This window comes from Bradyrhizobium sp. AUGA SZCCT0105 (genome assembly GCF_018129565.1).
In the GTDB taxonomy this organism is placed as follows: Bacteria; Pseudomonadota; Alphaproteobacteria; order Rhizobiales; family Xanthobacteraceae; genus Bradyrhizobium.
In genome coordinates this window covers 720,941-739,354 of sequence record NZ_JAFCMK010000003.1, presented here as the reverse complement: position 1 = coordinate 739,354, position 18,414 = coordinate 720,941, and the positions used below count along the sequence as shown (strand labels likewise).

At 64.2% G+C, this 18,414-nt stretch carries 15 protein-coding genes and 1 pseudogene; 10 read left to right on the top strand and 6 right to left on the bottom strand.

Features of this window, described 5'->3' with window-relative positions:
* The first annotated feature begins 5 nt into the window (after positions 1-5).
* From JQ573_RS19465 to JQ573_RS19445, 5 genes are all read left to right on the top strand, one after another.
* Positions 6-635: an urease accessory protein UreE gene (locus JQ573_RS19465; RefSeq protein WP_212314224.1), complete on the top strand. Its 630-nt coding sequence runs from the start codon at positions 6-8 to the stop codon at positions 633-635.
* Complete coding sequence (locus tag JQ573_RS19460) at positions 616-1,353, top strand: urease accessory protein UreF (protein ID WP_212314369.1); 738 nt, start codon at positions 616-618, stop codon at positions 1,351-1,353. The genes JQ573_RS19465 and JQ573_RS19460 overlap by 20 nt, the downstream gene beginning before the upstream one ends.
* A 174-nt stretch (positions 1,354-1,527) precedes the next feature.
* Complete coding sequence (ureG, locus tag JQ573_RS19455; RefSeq protein WP_212314223.1) at positions 1,528-2,172, top strand: urease accessory protein UreG; 645 nt, start codon at positions 1,528-1,530, stop codon at positions 2,170-2,172.
* A 402-nt stretch (positions 2,173-2,574) separates the two neighbouring features.
* Positions 2,575-4,236: an HWE histidine kinase domain-containing protein gene (locus tag JQ573_RS19450; protein ID WP_212314222.1), complete on the top strand. Its 1,662-nt coding sequence runs from the start codon at positions 2,575-2,577 to the stop codon at positions 4,234-4,236.
* Between the two features lie 203 nt (positions 4,237-4,439).
* Positions 4,440-5,468 (top strand): cytochrome-c peroxidase, encoded by a 1,029-nt coding sequence (locus JQ573_RS19445; protein WP_212314221.1) that lies wholly within the window; start codon positions 4,440-4,442, stop codon positions 5,466-5,468.
* A gap of 30 nt (positions 5,469-5,498) precedes the next feature.
* Here JQ573_RS19445 and JQ573_RS40625 read toward each other — a convergent pair whose 3' ends face one another.
* Positions 5,499-5,627, bottom strand: coding sequence for a hypothetical protein (locus tag JQ573_RS40625; RefSeq protein WP_283815087.1), 129 nt, complete (start codon positions 5,625-5,627; stop codon positions 5,499-5,501).
* Positions 5,628-5,979: 352 nt separating this feature from the next.
* On the opposite strand from JQ573_RS40625, the gene JQ573_RS19440 reads away from it, so the two are divergent.
* The gene (locus JQ573_RS19440) at positions 5,980-6,963 is read left to right on the top strand and encodes a hypothetical protein (protein ID WP_212314220.1); all 984 of its coding nucleotides are present in this window, start codon (positions 5,980-5,982) and stop codon (positions 6,961-6,963) included.
* A gap of 22 nt (positions 6,964-6,985) precedes the next feature.
* Here the strand turns inward: JQ573_RS19440 and JQ573_RS19435 are convergent, their stop codons facing one another.
* Positions 6,986-7,351 (bottom strand): methylamine utilization protein, encoded by a 366-nt coding sequence (locus JQ573_RS19435; RefSeq protein WP_212314219.1) that lies wholly within the window; start codon positions 7,349-7,351, stop codon positions 6,986-6,988.
* Positions 7,352-7,566: 215 nt separating this feature from the next.
* Here JQ573_RS19435 and JQ573_RS19430 point away from each other — a divergent pair, with 215 nt between their 5' ends.
* Entirely contained in the window at positions 7,567-10,476 is a 2,910-nt protein-coding gene (locus tag JQ573_RS19430) for an EAL domain-containing protein (RefSeq protein WP_212314218.1), read from the top strand.
* Positions 10,477-10,520: 44 nt separating this feature from the next.
* On the opposite strand, the pseudogene JQ573_RS40915 reads toward JQ573_RS19430, so the two are convergent.
* Positions 10,521-10,634, bottom strand: a pseudogene (locus JQ573_RS40915) (YdeI/OmpD-associated family protein); the annotation flags it as partial.
* 242 nt (positions 10,635-10,876) lie between these two features.
* Here JQ573_RS40915 and JQ573_RS19420 point away from each other — a divergent pair.
* Positions 10,877-11,038 carry a hypothetical protein gene (locus JQ573_RS19420; protein ID WP_212314216.1) on the top strand — a complete coding sequence of 54 codons (162 nt, stop codon included), beginning with the start codon at positions 10,877-10,879 and terminating at the stop codon, positions 11,036-11,038.
* Positions 11,039-11,050: 12 nt separating this feature from the next.
* Here the strand turns inward: JQ573_RS19420 and JQ573_RS19415 are convergent, their stop codons facing one another.
* Both JQ573_RS19415 and JQ573_RS19410 read right to left on the bottom strand, forming a co-directional pair.
* Positions 11,051-11,599: a sigma-70 family RNA polymerase sigma factor gene (locus JQ573_RS19415; protein WP_092118964.1), complete on the bottom strand. Its 549-nt coding sequence runs from the start codon at positions 11,597-11,599 to the stop codon at positions 11,051-11,053.
* Positions 11,599-11,802, bottom strand: a complete 204-nt coding sequence (locus JQ573_RS19410) for a NepR family anti-sigma factor (protein ID WP_018269610.1) — start codon at positions 11,800-11,802, stop codon at positions 11,599-11,601. Before JQ573_RS19410 ends, JQ573_RS19415 begins: the two co-directional genes overlap by 1 nt.
* A 266-nt stretch (positions 11,803-12,068) precedes the next feature.
* On the opposite strand from JQ573_RS19410, the gene JQ573_RS19405 reads away from it, so the two are divergent.
* Both JQ573_RS19405 and JQ573_RS19400 read left to right on the top strand, forming a co-directional pair.
* Positions 12,069-12,881 (top strand): response regulator, encoded by an 813-nt coding sequence (locus JQ573_RS19405; protein ID WP_212314214.1) that lies wholly within the window; start codon positions 12,069-12,071, stop codon positions 12,879-12,881.
* Positions 12,882-13,048: 167 nt separating this feature from the next.
* A complete protein-coding gene (locus JQ573_RS19400) occupies positions 13,049-17,140 on the top strand; it encodes an ATP-binding protein (RefSeq protein ID WP_312011539.1) in 4,092 nt (1,363 codons plus the stop codon).
* 25 nt (positions 17,141-17,165) lie between these two features.
* On the opposite strand, the gene JQ573_RS19395 is transcribed toward JQ573_RS19400, so the two are convergent.
* Complete coding sequence (locus JQ573_RS19395; RefSeq protein WP_212314212.1) at positions 17,166-18,377, bottom strand: cytochrome P450; 1,212 nt, start codon at positions 18,375-18,377, stop codon at positions 17,166-17,168.
* Positions 18,378-18,414: the final 37 nt, after the last annotated feature.

Genomic DNA, 18,414 nt, shown 5'->3' with positions numbered 1-18,414 from the left:
AATCGATGATCCGCGCAACCAAAGTCCTGGGACAGCATCGCTGGACAGAAGCGGCAGCCGACACCGTCGTGCTCGATTTCGACGACCGGCATCGGCGGCGGATGGCAATGACCGGGACGCGCGGGCTCGAATTCCTGCTCGATCTCGAGAATGCCGTCGCGCTGCGCGGCGGCGACGCAATGGTGCTGGAGGACGGCCGCCTCATCGAGGTGGTCGCTGCTCCAGAGCCGCTCGCGGAAATCCGCGGCAGCGATCCGCATCATCTGATCCGGGTCGCCTGGCATCTTGGCAATCGCCATCTCCCGACGCAGATCATGCCGAAGGGCCTGCGCATTCGCAGGGATCACGTGATCGAGGCGATGGTGAAGGGGTTAGGGGCCCGTGTCATCGAGATCGAGGCGCCGTTCGATCCCGAAGGGGGCGCCTATGCCGAGCATGCGCATGCCGACGATCACGCGCATGGTCACACCGGGCACGATCATGCCCATGGCGACGCGCACGATCATGGTCACGACCACGGTGATGGACAACACCATGACCATGGGCATGACCACGACCACCACCATCATCATGATGAGCATTGCGACCATGCCCATCATCACCACGACCACTCCCATGCTCATGACCACAAATGAGCCTGATCCCGCTGCGGTGCGCGGCGGGATGGCGGAGGACGAGGCGGCCGCGCTGTACCGGCTGATGACGTGGCTGTCGCCGTCCTTTCCGGTGGGGGCGTTCGCCTATTCCAGCGGCATCGAATGGGCGGTCGAGGCCGGCGACATCACCGATGCCGCGTCGCTGCGCGGCTGGCTCGCGGCGATGCTCACCGACGGCAGCGGCTTTTGCGACGCCGTGTTCCTTGCGCAGAGCCATCGCGCGGCGTCGCAGCCCGGTCATGCCGGGCTGAAGGAGATCGCTGAGCTCGCGGCCGCCTTCGTGCCGTCGCGCGAGCGGCAGCTCGAGACCACGACGCAAGGGCGCGCCTTCATCGAGATCGCCCGCGCAGCCTGGAATTCGTCCGGCCTCGACGCGATGATCGCGGCCTGCGGCGGGCCGATCGTGTACCCGGTCGCGGTCGGTATCGTCAGCGCTGCGCATGGCATCCGGCTGGCGCCGTCGCTGCATGCCTTCCTGCATGCCGTGCTCTCGAACTGGATTTCCGCAGGCAGCCGGCTGATCCCGCTCGGCCAGACCGACAGCCAGCGCGTGCTGGCCGATCTCGAGCCGGTCGTTGCCGCGACCGCGGCGCGGGCCAACGCAGCCTCGCTCGACGATCTCGGCAGCGCGACCTTTCGGGCCGACCTCGCTAGTCTGCGTCATGAGACACAGTACACGAGGCTGTTCCGGTCATGATGCGCGCTCCGCTGTCGTCCCGGCGAAGGCCGGGACCCATAACCACTGGCCTTCGTGGTTATGCAAGACTGCGGCCCCAGCCTCGCGCAACAATTGAATTCGGTGGCAATGGGTCCCGGCCCCCGTGCGCAATCGCGCACTAGGCCGGGACGACGATAACGGAGAGAGCGCCTCATGCCCACTTCTCATGGCCCGTTGCGCGTCGGCGTCGGCGGTCCGGTCGGCTCCGGCAAGACCGCGCTGATGGATCTGCTCTGCAAGTCGATGCGCGAACGTTACGACATTGCGGCGATCACCAACGACATCTACACCAAATGGGATGCCGAGTTTCTGGTGCGCTCCGGCTCGCTGACGCCGGACCGCATCGCCGGCGTCGAGACCGGCGGCTGCCCCCACACCGCGATCCGCGAGGACGCCTCGATGAACCTCGCTGCGGTCGCCGACATGCGGGCGAAATTCCCCGATCTCGACCTGGTCCTGATCGAATCCGGCGGCGACAATCTGGCGGCGACCTTCTCGCCGGAATTGGCGGATCTGACGATCTACGTCATCGACGTCGCCGCCGGCGACAAAATCCCCTCCAAGGGCGGCCCCGGCATCACGCGATCCGACCTTCTGGTGATCAACAAGATCGACCTCGCGCCCCATGTCGGTGCGTCGCTCGAGAAGATGGACACCGACGCCAGGCGGATGCGCGGCGAGCGGCCCTTCGTGATGACCAACCTGAAGAAGAGCGAGGGCCTCGACCGCATCATCAGCTTCATCGAGACCAAGGGTGGCCTTCGGTCGCAGGGCGCGGGCAAGGCGGCCGGCCGTTAATCATTGTGGCGGACCGTGGTGCGCTTCACCGTCACCCTGAGGTGCGAGCTGAGCGAGCCTCGAAGGGTGAACGGCCCCACTGTCCGGGCTGTTCACCCTTCGAGACGCGCTTCGCGCTCCTCAGGGTGACGGACGACGAGCGGGGAGCGCACTCCGCCGCAAAAAAGCTGCGCAATCGCCGGAACAATTTCCAACTTTGACGATTAGCAACCTTTGGTGCCGCCAAAGACCGCCGGATGGCGTCGTCGTTAATGTTGCCGACCGGCTCCTGTTGCGTACCGATGATCGCTATTCCATATTCCTTTGCGGCTGGCGTTCATCGCACCCTGATTTGTCGCCGCCCCCGCAGAAGCCAGATGCCTACCGTCCCCTTTCGCCACCCCCTGATTGCCGAGTAAGCGTGTGGTTCGACTGGGCTTCATCGTTGCATTGATTGCGCTGATCGGAGTTCTGCTCTCCGGTCTTGCCGCCTATCGGGTGCACGATCAGGAGCTCGCAATCGACGGTATCGCGCTGGCGCGGGCGATCGACGTCCATGCCAGCCTGGTGCAGGACCGCCTGACCGAGCGCGAGCTGCTGGCGCGGGTGGCCTCTGGACTGTTCCGGACCCCGTCGATGGTGAAGGCCAACATGCTGCAGCCGCTGCGCTCGGCGATCTACGCCTTCAAGACCGATTTCGTCGTCGCCGCCTGGATCGCGCGGCTCAAGCCGAACGAGCTGACCGCGGCCGAGGCGGAGCTGAAGGCCGCCGGCTTCACCAATCCCTCGATCCGCGATTTCGACGACCAGGCGCTCGACATCAAGGCGCTCGACAAGCCGATCAACGTGCTGATGGACGTCGAGCCGCGCAATCCGGAGACCCTGAGCATCCCGGGCCGTGCCTTCGACCGTCACTCGGTGGTCGGCCCGATGCTGGCCAAGGCGATGGAGAGTGCCAAGCCCGTGGCCTCGGACCCGGTGCCGCTGCTGCGGCAGAACGGTCCGGTCGGGGTCGTGCTCGCCGCGCCGGTGTTCCAGGAGGGTGGGTCCGAGCCGGCCGGCTTCATCACCTTTTCCTACGAGCTGTCGTCGCTGATGCTGACCAACGACGATTCCTCGCTGTTCGCGGTGGCGTTGAAGGACCCGCGCGATTCCAATGACGAGTTCACCGCCAACGAGCAGGGCATCGTCACCTCGCGCGCGGTGCGCCAGGACGGCCCGCTGCCGTCGATGGTCCGCACGGTGACGTTCGGCGGCCGGGACTGGTCGCTCGACTATTACGCCAAGAGCAACGCCACGGTACGTGCGCAGCAGACCGCGACCATCGTCGCGGCGATCGGCCTCGCGCTGACCGGCATTGTCTGCGGCCTGTTCGGCTATGTCGCCTACAACAATTTGCGCCTCAGCCGCGAGATCGAGGTCCGGATCGGCTTCGAGCGCCGGCTGACTGCGGTCATCGACGAGCTCAACCATCGGGTCAAGAACATCCTCGCGGTGATCCAGTCGATCGTGACCCGCACGCTGCGGCACGGCGCCGACATCGACGTCGCGCGCGAACTGTTGATCGGGCGCATCCACGCGATGTCGAATGTCGTCACGCTGCTCAGCGAGAGTCAGTGGCAGGGCGTCAAGCTGAAGGGCCTGTTCGAATCGCGCGCGATTCCGCATGCCGACCGGATCGCGGTGAACGGTCCCGACATCACCGTCAGCGCCCGCGCCGCGCAATCGCTGTCGCTGTTGTTTTTCGAACTCGCCTCGCACTCCGATGAAGGGCTGTCGCTGGTCGGCAAGCATCCGCACATCGTCGCCAACTGGGAAGTCGCCGGCGAGGATGCGGACTCGGTCTTCCATTTCCGCTGGGAGGAGTTCAACACCAGCCAGGCGACGCGGCGGGCCGACAGTGATTTCGGCCTGATCCTGCTCGACCGCGTCGCGCCGGAGGCGCTGGGCGGCGCCGCGAAGCGGTACTTCACCGACGTCTCCTATGTCTATGAGCTCACCGCGCCGATGGACACGGTGGTCGACATGACCGAGCGCGACCGCACCGAGCAGCTCTCCGCGCCGGTCCGTCCGGCGAAGAAGTAGAGCGCCCCACGAAGTAGATCGCCGTCGCCGCCTTAGGTTGAGTGGCTATGTTATTGCGCGGTTTGATCGAAACCAGGCGCGCCGAGCGACGCTCAAATGATCTGTGACGGAATCCGGCATCCGTAATAGACCGCAACCGAGCGTTAAAACTTCGTTGAACATGCTTGGGCATATACCGAGCAGGATACCGTCTGAGGACCCCGATGAGGCTTTGGGTCAGCCTGACCTTGCTCGCGGCAGTTTTGCCTGTCGGGCTGTCGCTTGCCTTGACCCCGGCGACGGCGCCGCGCGACCCTGCGACAATTCGTGCCAGCTATCGCCGGCCCGACGTGGTTCCCTTCCCGAGCAGCAATCCCTATTCGGAGGCGAAATCCGCGCTTGGGCAGATGCTGTTCTTCGATCCGCTGCTGTCGCGGTCCAAGACCCATTCCTGCGCGAGCTGCCACAAGCCGAGCCTGTCGTGGGCCGACGGCCTTCCGCGCGCCATCGGTGAGGATCCGAAAGGCTTGCCGATCCGTTCGCCGACGCTGATCGATGTGGCCTTCTTCGAGCCGCTGGGATGGGACGGCAAGTTCAAGGATCTCGAATCCGTTGCGTTCGGGCCGATTCTGAGCCCGATGAACCTCAACATGACCGAGCCGGAATTGACCGCGCGTCTCGCGGCGATCCCCGGCTATGTCGATGCATTCACCCACGCGTTCGGCGACGGCGCGATCACACGGCCGAGGATCGAGCAGTCGCTGGCGACCTTCGAGCGCTCCATCGTCGCAGGCGAAGCCCCGTTCGACCGCTGGATCAAGGGTGACGAGAGCGCGATCAGCGCAACGGCCCAGCGCGGCTTTGAGCTTTTCAACGGCAAGGGACGTTGTTCGTCCTGCCACAGCGGCCCATCCTTCTCCGACGGGTCCTTCCAGGATATCGGCACCGCCAAGGGCCACGACATCGGGCGCGGACGTTACTTTCCGACCTCGGCGAAGCTGAAATATGCGTTCAAGACCCCGACATTGCGCGACGTCGCGCGCCGTGCGCCCTACATGCACGACGGATCGGTCGCAACGCTGGAAGATGTCATCGAGCTCTACAACAAGGGCGGGATCGAGCGGCCGAGCCGGTCGCCCGACATCAAGCCGTTGTCTCTGACGGCAGGCGAGAAGAAGGACCTCATCGCCTTCCTGCAATCCCTGACCGCCACGGCCCCGCCGGTGGCGGGGATCCCGAAATTGCCGCGCTGAACGCAGCAGAGGGTTTGGAACGGGGGCTCGTCAGGCGAGGTGCGGTAGTGCGGCCCCAAGCAGGCCGAGGCCGACGATCAGGAACGCGCCCGCGCAGGTCTCGAGGGCCGCCGTGCGCGACGGGGACGATTTTGTCACATAGGCGAGGGCTGACCCCACCCCGATACTCACGACGCTCAACACTCCGAACATATAACCGGCCTCCCGATCCGATTTGTCCGGGTTTCACTACGACAGTTGAATTGAGCGCCCGTGCCGGAATTAGCTAAAATTCGATGGAACCGCCTGAAAAAGATGCAATGAGGGACGGGTTGGGGCCTGCCTGCCGCAATTAACCACAATGCAACCAGCGGATGTCCAGAGGCAGGCGCAAAGCGTAAAATTTGATATAAGTTAAACAAGTCCTTAAGCGTATGTGTGTGTGTGGGCGGTTGGTTCAATGTTTAATGGGCGGGAGCGAGATGCCGCGTCGGCTGTGCGCTCCTTTTTCGCCACGTGTCTTGCAGCGGTTTTGTTTTGCGTCGTAGCCGCGCGCAGTGCCGAGGCACATGTCAAATGGTTTTGCGCTTACGATGTCGCCGGTCAGCCCCGCGGACTCGAGAATGTCCTTTGCCTCGATTTTGAACTGCTGCTCGGTGTCGCCGTCTTCTGGCTGTTTGCGGGCTGCCTGATCGAGCCGACGTCGCTCGGCGATGCGACCATTCGCGTGCTGGACCGCATTACCGAGGCACTTCGGCTGCACACCGAACTGATGATGCGCGCGGTCTGCGCGTTCTTCTTCATCTCGATCTGGGCCGTGGGCGGGATCCTGCTGACCCCCGAGTTGAAGACGTCGTCACCGCTGGTGGGCGCGTTGCAGCTCGCCATCGCCGCCGGCATGCTGTCGCGGCGCACGCTGCCGCTGTCGGCCGTGGGGATGGCGATCCTGTTCGGCATCGGCGTTCGCGGTTACGGCGTCTTCCATCTCGCCGACTACCCGATTTTTCTTGGTGTTGCCGCCTATTTTGCGCTGATCGGGCTGAACAAGGATCTGTTCGGAATCCGGCCGATCGACGTGATGCGGTATGCCGCGGCCGTGACGCTGATGTGGGCCTCGATCGAAAAATGGGCCTATCCGGAATGGAGCTTTCCGCTCCTGATCGAGCATGCCGGGATGACCCTCGGCTTCGACAATGAGTTCTACATGCGCGCTGCGGGCATGGTGGAATTCACGCTCGCCTTTGCCCTGATCTGGACGCCGCTGATCCGGCGCTGCGCCGCCGCCGTGCTGGTTGGGATGTTCATCAGCGCGTGCTTCGAATTCGGCAAGATCGACACCATCGGACACTCGGCGATCATCGCCGTGCTGTTTGCGATTCTCGCCGACAACAAGGTGTTGCCGCGCGATCGTCGCGCGCCGTGGCTTGCCCCGGTCGCGCTCTGCGCCGCGCTGTCGCTGACGCTGTTCGTCTACTATTTCGGCCACGCCGCGATCTTCAAAACCTCGGTCCTGTAGATCGTTGATCCCCGAGGGGGGACTATTTGACGACGTGGACCGCGAGCTTCATCTTTGGATGAATGCCGCACAGCACGGTGTAGTCGCCGGGTACGGAAAATGTGACGTCGAACTTGCTGCCAGGCTGCTGGTCGCCCGAGTCGAAACTGAAGGTATCGGTGCTCAAATAAGCGTGATGCAGCAGTTCGCCGTCATCGTTAATGAATCGTAAAATCTCGCCGCGCTTGATTGATATCTCTGCGGGCTTGAATTCGCGATCCTTCTGCGAAATGACATAAGGCGCCGCACCCAGAGCGGCGCCGGCTAGCGCTCCCGTGACAATCGCGGCCACTAAAGGCACGCCTCCGGACCGGCCGAGGCGCAGGATGCGCAACAAGCCTGACTGCATGAGACCCCCGCTTGGAATTCCGACGCCGGCCAATCTAGCGTGCAAATGATGCGTCCCGCGTTTACCTGTAAGGGTGATTATCGCCAGCTGATCTTAACGATTTCAGCATGAGTTGCAGTCACTACTAAAGCAATTTTGAGCAGACAGTCATTTTTCCGCAAGCGCTGCGCGTTTCTGCGTAGCTTGAACAGCGAGCACTACGGCGAAACGCGGGTATGGATAGCCTATTGGGCAACCTCAAGGTAAAGAGCGGTGCAGCCTTTCGGCTCGCAACCGGCGGCCTGTCGCGTCTTGCCCTGACCACGGGTTCGATCCGTACCCAGATTCTGATTTTTTGCCTCGCGATGAGCGCCGTTGCCGTCGCGCTCGGCGGATACTCCATCCTTGGCATCCGCCATGCCGGCGATCTGGTGGCCAAGACGTTCGACGAATCCCTGATGTCGATCAATTACGCCCGCGCGGCCGGTGCGGACTTCGCCACAATGCGGGTCGCGTCGTCGCAGCGTCTGCTGACCACGGATCCGGAAATTCACGCCAGCCTCGACAGCCAGATTGAAAAGCTCGCCAAGACGCTCTCGGAAGACCTGACGATCGCCGCCGACCGCTCGCAGTCCTCGCGCGCCGCGCAAGCCGCGGCAAAGGTTCAGGAAGCCGCCGACGCCTGGATGGCGCTGCATCGCCGGGCGATCGGATCGTCGCTCGAGGGGAATTCGGCGGCTGATCCGCATGCATCGGGGACGACGGTCGGCGATGTCGATCGCTACTCCAAGATCGTCAGCCAGCAGGTCGAGCTCTTGGTCAACTACACCGCCGGCGACGGCTTTCTGTTCCGGCAAAAGGCGCTCTCGACGATCAAGCGGGATCTGCAGCTCAACGTCGCCGGGCTGACCGTCGCGCTGTTCCTGTCGGCGCTGTTCTCGTGGGTGTTGGCGCGCCGGATCATCGGGCCTGTCGCCATTGCATCGCGGGCCGCGCGGAGCATCGCCGGCGGCGACCTCGACGCGACCGTCCCCAAGGGCGGCACCGACGAACTCGGCACGCTGCTGACCGCCATGGAAACCATGCGCGACAACATCAGGCGGATGGTCGATCAGGAGGTCTCGCAACGCCGCTCCGCGCAGGCGCGGCTTTCCGATGCGCTCGAAACGTCGCACGAAGGCGTCGTGCTGCTCGATGCGGATGGCCAGATCGCGCTGGCCAATTCGCGCGCCAGCGAATTCATCCGTCTCTCGCCGCAGCTTCTGCGGTCGGATCGGCTCGATGCGCCCAGCCTGGCGCCGGCCGACAGTGACTTCGATGGTTTCGCGAGCGAGGCGCAGCTTTCCGACGGGCGCTGGCTGCGTGTCAGCCGCAGCGAGACGCAGGAGGGCGGCGTCGTTCTCGTTTACAGCGACATCTCCGCGTTGAAGCAGCAGAAGGCCGAGCTGCATGAAACCAATCTGCGGCTCGACGCGGCGCTCACGCACATGTCGCAAGGGCTGTGCCTGTACAACAGCGAGGCGCGGCTGCAGGTCGCCAACCGCAGGTTCTGCGAGATCTTCGATATTTCGCCGGAGCTCGTCGTTCCCGGAATGACCATGGAGGACGTGCTCGGCCTCAGCGTCGCCGCCGATAATCACGGTGACCAGACCGTCGCCGACCTGCTGGCGGAACGCGAGCGATCGATGGCCCAGCACGAGGGCAACTATCTGCAGCATCTCAGCGATGGACGGATCATTGCCATCGCGCAGCGGCCGACATCCGACGGCGGCTGGCTCGTCACCTGCGAGGATGTCACCGAACAGCAGCGGGCGGAGTCGCAGATCGCGTTCATGGCCCGGCACGATGCCTTGACCAGGCTGCCGAACCGGACGCTGCTGGCCGAACGGATCGAGCTGGCGGTCGCTCAGGTCGGCCGCGGATCCGGCTTCGCGGTGTTCTGCCTCGATCTCGATAATTTCAAGCAGGTCAACGATACGCTCGGGCATCCGGTCGGCGACGAACTGCTATGTGCGGTCGCCGACCGCCTCAACGCCTGCGTCCGCGAGGTCGACACCGTCGCGCGTTTGGGCGGCGACGAGTTCGCGGTCATTCAGTGTGGCGTCCAGGCCGGAGAGGAGGCCGAGCGCCTCGCTCGCCGCATCGTGGAATGCGTCGGCGCTCCGTACGAGCTGAACGGGCATCGTGTCGTGGTCGGATGCAGCGTCGGCATCTCGATGTCGCCGGTCGACGGCAGCACCGGAGAGAAGCTCCTGAAGAACGCCGACGTCGCACTGTACCGCGCCAAGATGGAAGGCCGGGGTACCTGGCGCTTCTTCGAGCCCGCGATGGACGCCAGCCTGCAGCGGCGCCGGGCGATCGAGCTCGATCTCCGCGAGGCGATGGCCAAGGACGAGTTCTCGTTGTACTACCAGCCGCTTTATGATCTCCATCTCGACCGCATCTGCGGCTTCGAGGCGCTGCTGCGCTGGCATCACCCGAAGCGGGGAATGGTGCCGCCGGACCAGTTCATCCCGATCGCGGAAGAGATCGGCCTGATCGGCCCGTTGGGAGAATGGGTACTCAATCGCGCCTGCGAGCAGGCCGTCACCTGGCCTACCGAGATGAAGCTCGCGGTCAACGTCTCGGCGGTCCAGTTTCGCGATCCCGACTTCATCGACGTCGCCGTCAACGCGCTTACGGCGTCAAAATTGTCGCCGCGCCGGCTGGAGCTCGAAATCACCGAATCCGTCTTCCTCGCGAACAGCAGCGAGACGCTTGCAACGCTGCACAAGCTGAAGGCGCTGGGACTGCGCATCGCGCTGGACGATTTCGGCACCGGCTATTCGTCGCTGAGCTATCTGCGCAGTTTTCCGTTCGACAAGCTCAAGATCGACAAATCCTTCGTGCGCGACTTGACCGCGACGCATGGATCGAAATCGATCGTGCGCGCCGTCATCAGCCTTGGCAGAAGCCTCGGCATGACCACGATCGCGGAAGGCATCGAGACCGTCGAGCAGCTGGACCACATGCGGGCCGAGGGCTGCAACGAGGCCCAGGGCTTCCTGTTCAGTCATCCGGTCCCGGTGACCGAGATCGCGGGCAAGATCCTCGAATTGAGAAACGGCTTCAAGCCGACTGCCGTCAAGCAGGCGATGGCGGGCTGATGGCGCGACCGTCGCGCAACGCGACGGAGATCGCGGACAACGCTCTAGTCTGACGATGGTCGATCGAGACGGGCGATGGTCTGCTCGATCCGGCGTGCGCGCGTGTCCGGCTTTTTGGCCTCGTTGATCGCCTCGACGTTTTCTCGCTGGTGCGTGTAGCTGAGCGCATCCTAGCGGGCTCGCGCAGCCGGGGTGAGCGCCTTGTCGAGGTCGGGCGGGATGTCGACAGTTCGCTTTTCGGCATCGAGCTCGAGCGCGACCTGTAATGTCTCGCCGCCCTTTAGCCCGGCCGCCTCGCGGTTGCTCTTTCGCAGGGGGAATGCGGGCCTGCCCGCCCATCGAGGCGATGGTGCTTCGATAGGTGTAGCCGTTCAGCGTGACGAGAACCGGAGCGCGAACCTTGCCGAAAACAACCTTCGGATCGAACGTCACCGGTATGAAGCAGGCGCCGCCCTCCAGGAGGATGGTGGTTTTAAACGTCTCCCTGGTCATGCTGCGCGATACCGTGATCGACCATCGCCGAATGAAAAAGGCGGCCCAGCGGGCCGCCCTTCCGTTCTAGCATCGCGCTTGTCTAGCCGCCATTGCCGCCGATCACGGCGCGCACGGTGTTGTCGGGGCCGAAATCCTCGGCGCTGTCGACATAGAGCAGCGCGGAGAGCTTCGATCGCGCGCGGTTGACGCGGCTCTTGATGGTGCCGACCGCACAGCCGCAGATCGCCGCGGCATCCTCGTAGGAAAAGCCGGAGGCACCAACCAGGATCAACGCCTCGCGCTGGTCCTGCGGCAGCTTTTCGAGCGCCGCGCGGAATTCCTCGAACTCCAGATGCGCCGTCTGCGACGGCTGGCTCTTCAGGGTCTTGGCATAATTGCCCTCGGCATCCTCCACCTCGCGCCGCCGCTTCCGGTAGTCGGAGCGAAACAGGTTGCGCAGGATCGTGAACAACCACGCGGGCAGGTTCGAGCCGGGCTGGAACGAGTCGATATTGGCGATCGCGCGCAGCAGGGTCTCCTGCACCAGATCGTCGGCGCGGTCACCATTACCGGACAGCGAGATCGCGAACGCGCGCAGGCTCGGGACCGACGCCAGGATGTCGTCGCGAAGTTCATTGGTGAGAGGCATTAGTCCCCTCCATTGTTCTTGTCAGTATCGCCCCCGGCCACAGCCGCCGCGGCAGCCTCGGGTCCGTCGAGTTTGCGGATCAGCTCCGCAAAGCGGTCGGGCACCCCCTGCCGCACCACGTCGTCGTACATGGCGCGAAGCTGGTGGCCGATTCTCGATTGAATCTCGGCGTTGAGACCGCCCTGCTTCTTTACTTCCTTCATGATGTGATCCACGCTTCCCCGGGAGTGAAGTCTCTGATTTTCAAGTCGATTCCTCGAAAAAAGAGGCTGGCCGCGTTGCCTCGTCGGTCAGGAGCTAATGCAAAGTTGCGCAGAAAGTTCCGGAAGCCTGGAACTATTTCGTGGAACTTTTTCGGCGCTCGCGCGTAGTCGGGCATGCAGGGGAACCTGGGGCGCCCCAAAATGGTACGCCGCCCCAGAGTACGGGCTTCAGGCCGGTTGGCCTCACGAACAAGGATGGAGTGGGAATGTCCCGATCACAGATCGTTGCCGAACATCTTCCGCTGCTGCGCCGTTATGCGCGCGCACTGACCGGAAACCAGGCGTCCGGGGACGCCTATGTCGGGGCCATGCTCGAGGCCCTGTTGCAGGACGGATCATTGCTGGACCAGAGCCACGGTCCGCGCGCCGGCCTGTTTCGGCTGTTCACCCAGATCTGGAATTCGGTGTCGGTGAACAACAACGACAATGCCGACGTGGCGACGCTCTCGCTGCCGCCGGAGCGCCGGCTCTCCAACATCACGCCGCTGCCTCGGCAGGCCTTCCTGCTGCTTTCGCTGGAAGGCTTCTCGGAGGAGGAGGTCGGCTACATTCTCGGCACCGATATTGCCGAGACGCGCAAGCTGACCGATGCCGCCGGCCGCGAGATGGCCGCCGAGATCGCCACCGATGTCCTGATCATCGAGGACGAGACCTTCATCGCCATGGACCTCGAGAGCCTGGTGAAGAATCTTGGCCACAACGTCATCGGCGTCGCGCGCACCCATTCCGATGCGGTGGCGCTCGCGAAGAACAAGAAGCCCGGCCTGATCCTCGCCGACATCCAGCTCGCCGACGGCTCGTCGGGCCTCGATGCGGTGAACGAGCTGCTGCGCACGTTCGAGGTGCCGGTGGTGTTCATCACGGCCTATCCCGAGCGCTTCCTGACCGGCGAACGGCCGGAGCCGGCGTTCCTGATCTCGAAGCCGTTCCAGCCGGCAATGGTGTCGGCGGTGGCGAGCCAGGCGCTGTTCTTCCAGCGCAACTCGCGCAACCGCACGCCGCGCGCGGCGTCGGCATGAGCTGAGTTTACGCAAGAGGGCAAAATGCAAGCCGGCGTACCGAAAGGTACGCCGGCTTTTTCTTTGAGAAGAATCGATGCGTGGCGGAGATCGACCAGGTCGCACGCTTAGGAACCGAGATTGTCGGAACGAGTTTATTTCGTTGTTCGGGCTTGGGCGGATCCGTTGTGTCGATATTTAGAACCCCTGCTATTTCGCGTGGCGAGGCCATCGAACGTCTTTTCATCGGCAGCAGCGAGCTCGCCGGATTGCTCCGGCATCTGGACTGGGCAGGCACATCGTTAGGCCCGCCCGAGGCATGGCCGGATAGCCTCAAAACCGCGGTGCGCATCATGCTCACCTCGCAGCAGCCGATCTGGATCGGTTGGGGCGACGAACTGACCTTCCTCTACAACGATCCGTACAAATCGATCATCGGTGGCAAGCATCCGCGCGCGCTCGGCGAGCCGACCCGCGTGGTCTGGCGCGAGATCTGGGATGACATTTCGCCGCTCCTCAACAAGGCGATGGGTGGGAGCGAGGGCACCTATGTCGAGGCCCAATTGCTGATCATGGAGCGCAACGGTTTCCCCGAAGAGACCTACTACACGTTCTCCTACAGCCCGATTCCCGATGCCGACGGTCTGCCCGCCGGAATCTTCTGCGCCAACACTGACGACACGCAGCGTGTGATCAGCGAACGCCAGCTCTCGCTCTTGCGCGAGCTTGCCAGCCGCGCGGCTGAGGCGCGAAGCGTCGGCGAGGCTTGCGAACGCAGCGCCGCGGCGCTTGCGACCGATCCTCAGGATTTGCCATTTGCGATGATCTATCTGATCGATTCGCAGGAGCAGGTTGCACGGCTGGCTGCAACCAGCGGCATTGATAGGCATCATATCGGGGTGAAGTCGCAGCTGGCGCTCGACGGCAGCGAAGTGTGGCCGATCGCCGAGGCGCATGCGGGCCGTGACGGCGCGCTAGTGCAGAACTTGAAAAGCCTGTTCGGTCTCGATTTTCCATCCGGTGGCTGGCGTCAGGCGCCGGGGCAGGCCGTCGTCCTTCCGGTACTTGCTGCCGGTGATGCAGTTGCCGGCTTCCTGATCGCAGGCCTCAATCCATTCCGCCTCTACGACGAACGCTACACGAGCTTCCTCGGATTAGTATCGGCGCAGATCGCCGCCGCAATCAACAATGCCCAGGCCTACGAGGAGGAGCGCCGCCGCGCCGAGGCGCTGGCCGAGATCGATCGCGCCAAGACCACCTTCTTCTCCAATGTCAGTCACGAATTCCGCACGCCGCTCACCTTGATGCTGAGCCCGCTGGAAGAACTGCTGTCCGAGGGGGCGGGCCACCTGCTTCCCGCGCAGCGCTCGCTGGCCGACATCGCTCACCGCAACGGACAGCGCTTGTTGAAGCTGGTCAACACTTTGCTTGATTTCGCGCGAATTGAGGCAGGCCGCGTTACCGCCAGCTTCGAGCCCGTCGACCTCGCAGGGCTGACGTCCGATCTCGCCTCGAACTTCCGCTCGGCGATCGAAAAGGCGGGCATGCGACTTGCAATCAGGAAAGAGCCACTGCCGGACCTCGTCTATGTCGATCGTGACATGTGGGAGAAGATCGTCCTCAATCTGCTGTCGAACGCGTTCAAGTTCACGTTCGACGGCGAGATCGCGGTCGCGGTCAAGGCGACGCCCGAGGGTGCCGAAGTCACCGTGAGCGATACGGGGACCGGCATTCCCGCATCGGCGCTGTCGCATGTGTTCGAGCGTTTCGAACGCGTCGAGAGCGCGCGCGGCCGCTCCTTTGAGGGCAGCGGCATCGGCTTGGCGCTGGTCCGTGAGTTGGTGAAGCAGCATGGCGGCCAAATTCGGGTCGAAAGCGAGGTCGATCGCGGCACCTCGTTCACCATCATGCTTCCGTTCGGGACGGATCATCTCCCCGCCGATCAGGTCAACACGACTGCGCCGGCGCCTCGGAGCAGCGCCCGTGCCCAGGCCTATCTCGACGAGGCGCTCGGATGGCTGGACGGGAGCGGCGCCGCCGACCGGCCTGATCCATCTTCGCCGGAGGATCTCGGCGTCGCCGCGCCGACCGCCTCCGGACGCCGGCAGCGCATTCTGCTTGCGGACGACAATGCCGACATGCGCGAATATGTGCGGCGGCTGCTCGAGCCGTTTTACGATGTCGAGGCGGTCGAGGACGGAAGAGCCGCGCTGGAGGCGGCATGGCGACGTCGCCCCGATCTTGTGCTGAGCGACATCATGATGCCGCGGCTCGACGGCATCAGCCTTCTCAATGCGCTTCGCGCGGACAAGGACATGAGGGGTTTGCCCGTCATTTTCCTGTCGGCGCGCGCCGGTGAAGAGGCCAAGGTCGAAGGCCTGCAAATCGGCGCCGATGACTATCTCGTCAAGCCGTTCAGCGCGCGCGAGCTGCTTGCGCGTGTTGCCGCCAATCTTGAGCTGTCGGCTACGCGGTCGGAGCGGGCGGTGCGCCTTGAAGAAGAGGCCCATGTGCTCGAGCTCTTGAACAAGGTAGGCAGCACGGTTGCGGGCGAACTCAATCTCGATCGCGCGGTTCAGATCGTCACCGATGCGGCGACCGAATTGACCGGCGCAGCGTTTGGCTCGTTCTTCTACAATGTGATCAACGACAGGGGCGAGAGCTGCATGCTCTATACCCTGTCCGGAGCGCCGCGCGAGGCGTTCTCCCGGTTTCCGATGCCGCGCAACACGGCGGTGTTCGCGCCGACCTTCAGCGGCGAGGCGATCGTGCGGTCCGCCGATATCCTGAATGATCCGCGCTACGGCAAGAACGACCCGCATTACGGGATGCCGCAAGGGCATCTGCCGGTGCGCAGTTATCTTGCTGCGCCCGTGGTGTCGCGTTCCGGCGAAGTACTGGGAGGTCTGTTTTTCGGTCATCCGGAGCCTGGCATTTTCGGCGAGCGTGCAGAGCGGCTGCTTGCCGGCATTGCCGCGCAGGCCGCAACCGCGATCGACACTGCGCGGCTGTTTCAGGCCGCCGAGCGCGAGGTCTCCGAGCGGCGCCGTGCCGAAGCCGCATTGCAGACCCTCAACACCACCCTGGAGCAGCGGGTCGTGGAAGAGGTTCAGGAGCGCACCAAGGCCGAAGAGCAGTTGCGCCAGATCCAGAAGATGGAAGCCGTAGGCCAGCTGACCGGCGGCATCGCCCACGACTTCAACAACATGCTGGCCGTGATCCTCGCGGGCCTCAATCTGATCCAGCGCAAGCTTGCCAAGGGGGAAAACGACGTCGGGCGATTCGTCGAAGCCGCCGTCGACGGCGCGCAGCGCGCCGCGGGCCTGACCCAGCGCCTGCTTGCGTTCTCCCGTCAGCAGCCGCTTGCGCCGGTGACGCTCGATGGCAACAAGATGATCTCCGGCATGGCCGACCTGTTGGCGCGCACGCTTGGCGAGACCATCAGTTTCGAGACCGTGCTGACAGCAGGGCTGTGGCGGGTTCGCGCCGACCCCGGCCAGCTCGAAAACGCTATCCTCAACCTCTGCGTCAATGGCCGCGACGCGATGCCGGGCGGCGGCAAGCTCACGCTGGAGACCGCCAACGCCTATGTCGATGAGGCCGCGGCGAGGGCGTATGCGATTCCGCCAGGTCAATACGTGATGACAGCGGTTGCCGATAACGGCAGCGGCATGAGCCAGGAGGTCATCACCAAGGCATTCGACCCGTTCTTCACCACCAAGGGCGTCGGGAAGGGCACCGGTCTCGGGCTCAGCCAGGTCTATGGCTTCGTGCGCCAGTCCGGTGGCCACGTGAAGATCTACTCGGAGGTCGGAGTCGGCACGACCGTCAAGATCTACCTGCCGCGGCACCGTGGCGATGACGGTCCAGATCCTGTCAGGCGCGCACCGATCGCCTCGTATCGCGGACAGAAGGACGAGGTCATTTTGGTGGTCGAGGATGAGGATCGCGTGCGTAGTCTCTCAGTCGAGGCGCTGCGCGAACTCGGTTACACCGTGGTCGACGCGGCCAGTCCTCGCGAAGCCTTGCGACTGCTGGACGACGGGCTTTCGGTGGCTTTGCTTTTCACCGACGTGGTTATGCCCAGCATGTCCGGCCACGAGCTCGCCGTGCGGGCGCGAGAACGAATTCCAAGCCTCAAGTTGCTTTACACCACCGGCTACACCCGCAACGCCATCGTCCACAACGGGATCCTCGATCCCGGCACCAACCTCCTGCCGAAGCCGTTCTCGATCGATGAACTGGCGACCAAGGTTCGCGAGGTCCTTGACGGGATCTAGCGACCAATCGTGCGCTTCCTTGTAGCTATTTGCGGACGACGCGGACCGGCATCGTGCTGAGCGCCCGCAGGCCCGAGCTGTCGCGGAAGGCAACGGGCCCCGCAATGTCGAATTGCTTCACGCGGCTGGCGAGCGCTGCGATCACGGCCTCCGCCTCCAGCCGCGCCACCATCTGCCCAACGCAGCCGTGGATGCCGACACCGAAGCCCATGTGTCCGGACAGCCGCCGTCTGACGTCGAACTGGTCGGGATGCTCCCAGCGCGTCGCGTCGCGGTTGGCGGAGGCGAGCAGCAGCAGCACCTTCTCGTGCTTGCCGATCGCAACGCCTGCAATTTCGGTGTCGTGCGGCGTGGTGCGGAACACGAACGGCGCCGGTGAATCGAAGCGCAGCGTCTCGTCGAACGCCGCGCGCGACAGCGAGGGGTCGGCTGCGAGCAATGCCCATTGCTCCGGATGGCGCGCGAGCGTGTACAGCGCCATGCCGATCGCGCTGATCGTGGTGTCGAGCCCGGCCGAGAGCAGCGAACGCACCAGCAGCGGAGCTTCCTCGGCGCTGATCTCGCCGGTGTCGGCCGCCTCGTAGACCCGCGCGCCAAAGCTGCCCGGCCGCAGCGCCTCGCGCTGACAGCGCGCCGCCACCCAGGGCAGCACGCGCGGCGCCTCTTTCATCAGGTCGCGGAAATAGTCGTTCTCGGGCCCGAAGCCGGCGAACACCATCGCGCCATAGGTCAAGAAGTTCTCACGGCCCTCCTGGTCGATGCCGAGCGCGTCGGGAAACACGCTGACCGGAAACACCTCCGCGATGTCCTTGATCGCATCGAACGAGCCGCGCTCGACCAACCCGTCGATCAGCCGCGTCGCCGTGGCCTTGAAATCATCCGCGAGCCGTCGCATCGCGCCGGGTGAGAGGATCCGCGCCAGCACCGCGCGGGTCCGCGTATGCAACGGCGGATCGGCTTCCAGCACGATGCTCGGCGGCCGCCACGGCGTTTCCTTGAAGTGGTTCGCAAGCCCGGCGCCGCCGGCGTTGCTGAAATTGACATGGTCGCCGAAGATCGTCTTGACCTCGGCAAAGCGCGGCACGGCCCAGATGTCATATCTGGTCAGGCGAACGACCGGCGCCGCGGCGCGCAGCTCCGCATAGGTGCCGTAGGGATCGGCCCGCGTCGCCGGGCTGAACGGATCGAAATCGCTGCGGACAATTTCGCCGGCGAGGGGGCTCGCAAGGGCGCTCATTGCATCCTCCCGTTTCATTGTCAGTTAATTGACCATA